We start from the raw sequence: 8,659 nt of genomic DNA on the forward strand, positions 1-8,659 counted from the left end.
CTGATTGGGGTTAAACCCATCAGCAGGTTGACCACGAAAAACGGGAACACGGGGATCAGGCGTAGAGTAAAGAGGTAAATAGGACCGTCTTTGGCAATCCCAGCGTTAATCGGCGCCAGGCGGTGACCAAACTTGCTCTGGACCCAGTCGCGTAAAATGAAGCGGCTGAAAAGGAAAGCCAGGGTTGCGCCTATCGTACTGGCGAAGGAAACCAGCAAAAGGCTCCACCAGAATCCAAATAGAGCCGCGCCGAGCAATGTCATAATTGCTGCTCCCGGTAGCGATAGGGCTGTAACAATCACGTACAGGACAAAATAGACTGCGCTTGATACTAGTGGCTGCTGGGCAATAGTGTCTTGCAGCGCAATTTGCTGGGCTTTTGCTTGTTCAAGCGTAAAGTATTGTCCAAGATCGAGGGCAAACCATAGGCCAATAAGGCTGGCTAATGCTGCCAGTAAAAGTAGTTTTTTTCTATCCATGACTTTACCTTTTATCGTCGTCCGAAGGAGAGGCAATTGGCTGTTTTGCCGGTTGTTGGATCTCGTTTGGCTGAATCGGTAGCGAACAGAATCCTTGTTTCGGTACATCAAGGGCCGTGTTAAATTTTGCAGACAGGTTCTGGAATGAAATCAAGGCGGTGAGTTCGACAATGGCATCATCGTCATACCATTGTTTCAGCTGTGCGATCATTTCTTCATCAACACGTTGGCCTGTGATGGTAATAGCTTCAACATAGGCGAGCACGGAACGTTCCTGCGGTTCGAAAAGATCACTGACTTGCCAGTTGGCGAGTGCTTTGATTTTTTCGACAGAGTCGCAACGTTCGGCTAGCTTCATGCCATTGGCATCGACGCAAAATTCGCAGTCATTGAGTTGCGACACCCGCACACAGACCAAAGAACGCGTAACTGGTGTAACAGGTGATGACTTTCGGTCCAGATAACCGAAAAAGCCCGCGACAAGCCAGAATAGGGCAGGGCGACGTCCCCAGAGCAAAGCCGGGTTCAATACGTTGCCATAGTGGCGTTTTTGTAGCCAAAGTAGTGGCTTGATTAGAAAAGAGTAGTGTTGTTTGGCTGGAATACGCACATGAGCCCCTTAGTGATGCCTGTCTGGCTGTAGCATTATGCTACAACGAGTATATCAATCTGGTAGATGCAATGATCAAACAAAATACAAGATTGGTATGAGACAGAGACCGAATAAAGGGCAAATTTATTACAGAAATTAGAAAAAAAGCATTAAATTCGACTAGTTGAGTGAAATATAAACAGTTTGGCTTTTTTGTTGTTTAGCCATACTCGGCGCTTCAGTCTGTTGTAGCAATATATAGCCGGATGCGATAAGCGGCATGACAGCCAAGGCCATTGTTTTACCGATATGGTAGTTGCGGTACCAGTATTTTCTGGAGCGTATTTTTAGAAATATTCCCCAAAGCAGCAATATGACATTAAAGCCAATCGTTAGCGACAGGGTGTCATCAAGTGCGTCTATTGGTGCCAGTTGTCGGGTAACCATAAACAAGGCAGCAGCGGGTGGAAATAGGCTAATGATCACCAAGGCACGCATAAGCTTTGGCCACTTGCAAAACTTGTCTTTGAACATCTGGTCTGCTTGTCCAGGAAAAGGCTTGGAACAGTGCATGACAACCTCCTGCTAGAATGACAGCCCAATTCTACTAATGACAATATTGATGAAAAGGATATTGATGCTTTTATGAGCAGCTTTGTGAGAGGTATCAATATTTGACGTTATATGACAAAAAATTGTCATTTGGGGGAGCAAAAAAGTGGTAATAAAATAATTATGCATAAGTGGCTATGCGTATATTTTTATTTCCATTAGTTGGGTATGCTGAAAAAAGCTAATAAAAAAAGAGGTGCTAAGCACCTCTTTTTATAAATATCTATTAGGTTGTTTACGGTAATTCAGAAAGAAGTTCTGAACGACGCTGCTTAGTAATTACCGACCAATGCTGACCGCTAACTGCACCCTCAAGGGCCCATAGCAACTCGATATTTACCGACTCTTGGTGGGTTTGCTGCAATGCTTTATAGGCATTGAGCGCACCGGCTTCAAAGAGTTCTTCAACCGTCGTAATACCGGCCTTCTTCAGCATACGTTCGTTAGCTAAACGTAGGTTCGGTAGATCTTTTATACGACTAGGACCTGATTTGCTTTTGGTTTCTTTATCCTGTTTAGCAGCAGTAAAGGAACGCTTTGCTTGGCAAAGAATTTTTCCAGGTTCATCCCACCATTCCTGCGGAATAGCGTAATGCTTGGTCACAACAGGAAACCCGCGTTTTTTATAAACGTAAGGCGTTAAACCTGCCTGCTTAAATTCTTCTTCATTGTCGGCATTAGCTCGGAGATGCAACTTATCGTTTACCACAAGTGCAAACATGGTTTCACCCGCGAATATACCAAAACCGCCAAACATCGAGCGAGATTTTACATTCTCGAAACAATTGAATAATCGTAGTGATTCTTTAAGTACTGGTTTGTCCATGCTTCTTCTCGGTGAAAAATATCTTGAGTCACCTAACAACAGAGCGAGGATTTCAGATTAGCAAATTTCACAAAAAAGTTATGTCAGGAAAATGTCAGGATTCATGACATAACTTATTGCTAGATCCATCGGCAACCCCGCTACCATAAGCAACTTAGTTATTGATAAACTAACCACTTTTAGGCCGGAAGCTTTGCGTCCCATCCTTTCGGATGGTTTGCCTTGTTCGTGACTTTTTAAGAATATCTCAGATAATATTTTTGAACTTGCTCCCACTTTTAAAAGTGTGATCTTGCTTCAAGTAATAGGTCCCAGTTATGGGATGAGAGCAGCATTAATGCCTTAAAATATTTACAACAAAAAAAGAGTTAAAGACAAAAAAAAACCGATATCAGATATCGGCTTTTTCGTAGTAGGGCGAGAGGGTGTAATTTATGCGTTCAGGTCTTTTACTGACTTGCGCACAACAAGCTCTGGAGCCATCTCAAAAATACGACGCTCGTGCTCTTTGTCTTTGACACGCTCCATCAGGATTTCAATCGCTGTTTTACCTAGGCGGCGCTTAGGCTGGTGGATTGTGGTAAGAGGTGGCGAGAAATAAGGAGCCAGATCGATGTTGTCGTAACCGATGATAGAGATATCATCAGGAACCCGCAAACCAGCCTGTTCAAAGGTACTGATAAGCGCCATTGCCATAATGTCATTGAAACAGAAAATCGCTGTTGGGCGATCTTCCATGGCAATGAATTTGTTTGCGGCAACAACAGCGGATTCACACTCGAAGTCACCGTCAAGCAGCCAGTTTTCATTGACATCAAGCTGTGCTTCGTCCATTGCCTTATAAAAGCCTTTCAGACGCTCACGACACGTTGATTTATCCGGGTGGCCAGACAGACAGCCAATTTTGGTATGACCGTGCTCAATGAAGTACTTGGTAGCAACATAGCCACCAAGCTCGGCGTTGTCCTGGATCTTGTCAGTGTGCGGGCTTTCAGGACCCCAATCCATGATCACCATAGGCAGATCTTTCTTGCGCTCAAGTAGCTCGAGGAGTTTTTCGTCAAGATCAGAGCACATGACCAGCAGGCCATCAACACGCTTTTCTGCCAGCATGCGCAGGTAATCACGTTGTTTTTCAAGGTTGCCTTCGGTATTGCACAAGATCAGCGTATAGCCTTCCCCATAGCAATACTCTTCCACACCATGTACAACCTCGGCAAAGAAAGGATTAGTCGATTTGGTAACCAGCATACCGATAGTACGGGTCGTGTTGCACTTGAGGCTTCGTGCAACAGCACTTGGTGCGTAATTTAGTTCATCTACAGCCGCTAATACTTTTTTCTGTGTTGCTTCTGCAACAAAGCGTGTTTTGTTGATCACGTGAGATACTGTTGTCGTTGATACACCAGCCATACGTGCAACATCTTTAATCGTTGCCATATTTATTCTTCTAATAATTTAAGATCAGAGGTCAGAACCGACCATTTCATAATCACTTGTAATCAATAGTACCAAACAGAGTAATTATCTGACTGCATTAGATAACTAGTCTGTTTGGTACAGCGTCTAAAACGCCAAAAAGCCGCTTCATTCACGAGCGGCTTTGTTCTCTTGCCTTACGGGGCGTTTCATTGTGTAATCGCTTGCGTTCACATTCTACTGAGTGTAGCGCACAGTGCAACGTTTCTGTATCCCAACCTTGAAATTCTTGATAGATATCAACAAACTCAATGCGATTTTACACCAATTAGATGCATATCAGGTTCAGATAGCTTCCGAGTAGTCCCTTGGTATACCAGAAGATATGACTACCGGATAATCATCTGTCGGATGTGCTTTGATGTGCACTGGCCAGCTGTAAACTCTGTTGATCGTTTCACTGGTTAGGGCTTGCCAGGGGGAGCCGTCTGCCTGAATTTTCCCCTCGTTGATGATGACCAGGCGATCAGCATACTGCGCAGCCAAATTGAGATCGTGGATAACAACAATAACTGCGGCTCCGGTGCGAGCCAATTCACGGGCTACCTGAAGTGTTCGGTGCTGATGGGCAAGGTCCAGTGCTGAGGTCGGTTCATCGAGCATTAGTACACATTGATTACCCGCATGACTGAGCTGAGTGAGCACTCTGGCAAAATGTACTCTTTGCTTTTCCCCCCCAGAAAGGGTGGGGTAGAGCCGGTCTGTTAGCGAAAGCACATCGACAACCTGCATCTTCTCCCTGGCAATTTGCTGGGTTTCAGCATTCGGGATTTGAAGGGGGATACTGCCGAGTTCTACTACTTCCTGTGCAGTAAAGGCGAAAGTTAAATTACTGTGCTGTGGTAGGACACCTAGGTGCTTGGCAAGATGTTCCGGTTTAAATTCAGCCCGCGGTTTGCCGAAGAACTCGATGTCGCCCCCTGCATCAACTTCGCCGCACAGGACTTTGAGTAGCGTACTCTTACCAGCACCGTTGGGACCCAATAGCGCCGTCAGCTCACCACTGGCAATTGAAATGTTGAAGTCATCCAGTAATGTTTTTTCACCTAGGGACAGGTGCAAGCCTTTGGCTTTGATGGCTGCTTGCTGCGTTATATTCGGTGAAGTCATGACATTTTCCCCTTTTGTCTGATAAGGAGGAGAATAAAGAATGGTGCGCCGAGAATCGCGGTGATGATCCCGACAGGTAATTCAGCCGGAGCGGCGACAACTCTTGCCAGCATATCGGCAATAAGCAGGATAAGGGCACCGAGTAGCGCTGATAGCGGCAGCAGGGTTTTATGGTTGGGTCCGGTCAGCATTCTGCCGAGGTGCGGAATGATGAGGCCGATAAACCCGATAACGCCGGTTAACGAGACGGTGACACCGACGCCGGCGGCACAGACCAAAATAAGCAGCCGCTTAAGCCTCTGTACATTCACGCCCATATGCCTGGCTTCGCCTTCTCCCAACAGAAAGGCGTTTAGTGCATTGGCATGGCGGTCAAAAGCCAGAAGCAATACAGCAAGCGTGATAAAGGCGAGGGTAATGCCCGGCCAGGTCGCGCCAGCCAGGGAGCCCATCGACCAAAGCGACAAGTCACGCAGCGCCTGGTCGTCAGCGTAGTAATTCATTAGTCCAAGTGCGGCACCGGACAAAGCGCCAATAGCGACACCGGCCAAGAGCATAATGGTTACAGAGGTGCCGTTTTTATCGGTACCTAGCCGATACACAAGATAGGTGCTGACTGCACCGCCAACGAAGGCGAAAACAGGTACGGTTCCCATGGTAAGTAGTAGCGGAAAGGATGCTGCCAAAGGCGCAAAGATTACAATGGCAAGGGCTGCGCCAAGGCTCGCGCCGCCTGAAACGCCAATAATACCGGGGTCTGCCAGAGGGTTACGGAAAAGCCCCTGCATGACTGCACCGCAGAGCGCTAGTGTACTGCCGATCGCGATACAGAGCAGGGTGCGCGGGAGGCGGATTTTATGGATTACAATCTCAATATGTGACGGGAGATCGGTTTGCCATGGCAACATCGCCTTGAGGCTGTCTGAAAAACTGATAGCCATCGGCCCGACCACAATCGAGGTAATGATCGCAATTGCGAGTAGCAAAAAGCCCAACGGAAAAACTATGCCGATAGGCATTCGATGGAGCCGTAGTGTTCTTGAGTGCATAAATAGCCGTAGATGATTCAGGATCAGTGGTTATAGAAAACGTTATTCAGGCGCTCGGCTTCGCTTAAGCTTTTTAGGCCAAGGCCGCCAATAAGTGCCGTACCATCGATGGTGGCCAGCGCTTTATTTTGACCGGCTGGCGTTGCTGCCAATAGCGGCATCTTTTTGAGCAGTTCTTCGGCACTGCCAATACTGCTTAGTGTGCGTGAGCTAATCAGAATAATGTCAGGTTGCATTTCAACCATGGCTTCGGTCGAAATCGGCTTGTATGATTCCACCGCACTGGCCGCAGGATTGATTGCCCCGGCAAGTCGGATAACGGTATCTGCTGTAGTGTTACGCCCGGCAACGTTAGCGGGACGACCGTCATGGATCATCAGGAATAGGACTTTTTTGCGATCTTTTTGATCGGCTAGATTTGCATTGATAGTCGCTACCTGCTGTTTTACGACAGCTTGAAGCTGATTGGCTTCTGCTTTTTTGTCAGTTAACCGGGCGATTTCATCAATGCGAATCAATAGGTCATCGACGGTTTCTCCTGAATTAAGAATATCGACTTCTATACCGGCTTGCTGGATCAAATCCAAGGTTGTTTTGGGGCCCATTTCGTTCGAACCTAACAGTCGGGTCGGATTGAGTGCAATTAAACTTTCAGCTGACAATTGGCGGTGATACCCCAGCGTCGGAACTGAGCTGTCGACCATAGACTTGCTGGTAATATCGACAGCAACAAGTTGCTCTTGCGCGTCCAGGGCATAGATAAGTTCAGTAATGGCAGCACCGGCACTGATGATGCGTTCATTGGCCCAGACCGAACAGGTTGCGAAAAGTAATGTAGTAGCCAGAGCGATACGCTTCATGAGTTGTCCTCTTCCATTAATAATTGGGTAGCTTTTATGTCATGCTGTTGAAGAAAGGCGAGTAACTTAAGCATGTTCTCAACTGAACCTGCCTTGTCGGCGCCAATAACAACCGGTTTGTCCGGGTTGGTTTTGATCTCTTTAAGGAGCGCCTGCTGAAACACCTCCCAGCTTTCTACTGGTTTTCCTTGTAAAGCCCAGAAGGGCGACTTTGCGGTCAGGTTGATCGTGACAAGATCAGACTCTGTGGTTTGCAGCACTTTTGTTTCTGTTTGCGGTAGCTCGACCTCCAGAGACTCCAGTTTGACGCTGGCAGTGAGTAGCAGAAAGACCATGACGATAAAGATGATGTCCAGCAGCGGCGTCAGATCTGGGGTGAGATCATCCTCGAACTGGCTGGCATTGTTGGTACGGATCATTGCTGAACCTCGGCCTGGTTATGTTGCTTGAGTGTGGCAGGCTGGCCATTCGGAACAAGATTCAATCCTTCGAGCCACAGATTGCAATAATTGAGGGTATGTTCCAGCTTGGCTGTCACCTTGTCTGCCCAGAGCCCGAGGAGCTGGGCACCGGTAATTGCCGGCAAGGCAATGATCAGTCCTGCCGCAGTGGTCCGCATCGCAAGACCTAGGCCATCAGCAAGATCGTTAGGGGTAACAGAGCCAGTTGAAGCTGCAATGCCTTTGAACATTTCGATTAGTCCTAGCACAGTTCCCAATAGACCTAGAAGGGGACTAATAACCCCAATCAATGTCAGCAATTTCAAGCCAGAACGGAGTTGGGTACGTTTTTGCTGTAGCCAGATCCCTGCCGCGTCCTCACGTAGCGGCTTGTTGAAGTGTCGGTGAGAGATAAGCATCGCAACGCCTTTATAGAGTAACGGGCGCTGATTGCTCAGATCCTCAGCAAACTGGTTGAGAGAAGAGTCGTTATTACGATCCTGTTTGGTAAGCAATGCCGTGATTTTGTTTCTTCCGACTCCGGTACACAGTAATACCTGAATACAGCGCTCCAATAGGATCATCACTGTAAGCGCTGAACAGATAAGAAGTGGCCAGGTCATGAGACCAAATTGGTTTTGTAGCTGATAAATGTTGTCCATTGTTTAATCCAACTTAAAACGAACAGGAATTTGTACACGGTGTGCAATCGCTTGTCCGTCTACGGTATGAGAAGAGAATTGCCAACGCTTTATGGCATCAAGTGCTGCTCTATCAAGCACTTGGGCGCCTGAAGATTTTACGAGTGTTTGTCTGACCTGTTTGCCATTTTCGTCGATCCATACTTCAACCATTACTTGTCCTTCAATACCTCGACGTTTCGCGATCTTGGGGTACTTGACAGGACTAGGGCGGGTTACAAATGTCGGGCGGGTAACTAGCTTGGGAGAGCTATTTACACCTGCTGCTTGTTGAGATTTGATCTCCGCTTTGGGGTCAGCAATCGGTTTAGGTCTTTCTGGTTTAGTTTCGGCCTCTTTTTTGAGTGGCTCAGGCTTATCGATCTTTTTCGCGATCACTTTGACCGGGCGTTCTTTCGCCTTTTTCGGTACTGGCTTGGTTATCTTTGGCTCAGGATCAGGCTTAGGCGGCTGTGGTTTTTTTTCGATCTCAGGCTTTTTCTTTTTGACCAGCTTTTTTACTTTCGTTTCT

At 47.1% G+C, this 8,659-nt stretch carries 11 protein-coding genes and 1 riboswitch; all 11 genes read right to left on the bottom strand.

What is annotated here, in order from left to right; translation table 11 throughout:
- A partial coding sequence (locus MHN01_RS08775) for a TVP38/TMEM64 family protein (protein ID WP_239411006.1) occupies positions 1-479 on the bottom strand: 479 nt, incomplete at its 3' end.
- A gap of 4 nt (positions 480-483) precedes the next feature.
- The gene (locus MHN01_RS08780; RefSeq protein WP_239411007.1) at positions 484-1,089 is read right to left on the bottom strand and encodes a carboxymuconolactone decarboxylase family protein; all 606 of its coding nucleotides are present in this window, start codon (positions 1,087-1,089) and stop codon (positions 484-486) included.
- Between the two features lie 162 nt (positions 1,090-1,251).
- Positions 1,252-1,644 carry a hypothetical protein gene (locus tag MHN01_RS08785; RefSeq protein ID WP_239411008.1) on the bottom strand — a complete coding sequence of 131 codons (393 nt, stop codon included), beginning with the start codon at positions 1,642-1,644 and terminating at the stop codon, positions 1,252-1,254.
- A gap of 274 nt (positions 1,645-1,918) precedes the next feature.
- On the bottom strand, positions 1,919-2,509 hold the full coding sequence (locus tag MHN01_RS08790; RefSeq protein WP_075767814.1) for a TfoX/Sxy family DNA transformation protein: 591 nt from the start codon (positions 2,507-2,509) through the stop codon (positions 1,919-1,921).
- Positions 2,510-2,636: 127 nt separating this feature from the next.
- Positions 2,637-2,741: riboswitch (cyclic di-GMP riboswitch) on the bottom strand.
- Positions 2,742-2,941: 200 nt separating this feature from the next.
- Positions 2,942-3,949 (bottom strand): HTH-type transcriptional repressor PurR, encoded by a 1,008-nt coding sequence (purR, locus tag MHN01_RS08795; RefSeq protein ID WP_239411009.1) that lies wholly within the window; start codon positions 3,947-3,949, stop codon positions 2,942-2,944.
- A 324-nt stretch (positions 3,950-4,273) separates the two neighbouring features.
- Positions 4,274-5,098 carry a heme ABC transporter ATP-binding protein gene (locus MHN01_RS08800; protein WP_239411010.1) on the bottom strand — a complete coding sequence of 275 codons (825 nt, stop codon included), beginning with the start codon at positions 5,096-5,098 and terminating at the stop codon, positions 4,274-4,276.
- Entirely contained in the window at positions 5,095-6,147 is a 1,053-nt protein-coding gene (locus tag MHN01_RS08805) for a FecCD family ABC transporter permease (RefSeq protein WP_370646475.1), read from the bottom strand. The genes MHN01_RS08800 and MHN01_RS08805 overlap by 4 nt, the downstream gene beginning before the upstream one ends.
- A 23-nt stretch (positions 6,148-6,170) precedes the next feature.
- Positions 6,171-7,007 (bottom strand): hemin ABC transporter substrate-binding protein, encoded by an 837-nt coding sequence (locus MHN01_RS08810; protein ID WP_239411012.1) that lies wholly within the window; start codon positions 7,005-7,007, stop codon positions 6,171-6,173.
- Positions 7,004-7,426 carry a biopolymer transporter ExbD gene (locus MHN01_RS08815; protein ID WP_239411013.1) on the bottom strand — a complete coding sequence of 141 codons (423 nt, stop codon included), beginning with the start codon at positions 7,424-7,426 and terminating at the stop codon, positions 7,004-7,006. The genes MHN01_RS08810 and MHN01_RS08815 overlap by 4 nt, the downstream gene beginning before the upstream one ends.
- Positions 7,423-8,109 (bottom strand): MotA/TolQ/ExbB proton channel family protein, encoded by a 687-nt coding sequence (locus tag MHN01_RS08820; protein ID WP_239411014.1) that lies wholly within the window; start codon positions 8,107-8,109, stop codon positions 7,423-7,425. Before MHN01_RS08820 ends, MHN01_RS08815 begins: the two co-directional genes overlap by 4 nt.
- 3 nt (positions 8,110-8,112) lie before the next feature.
- Positions 8,113-8,659 (bottom strand): energy transducer TonB (locus tag MHN01_RS08825; protein WP_239411015.1); only part of this gene is annotated, 547 nt, incomplete at its 5' end.

Origin of the sequence: Photobacterium sp. OFAV2-7 (assembly GCF_022347985.1) — a bacterium.
Lineage (GTDB): Bacteria > Pseudomonadota > Gammaproteobacteria > Enterobacterales > Vibrionaceae > Photobacterium.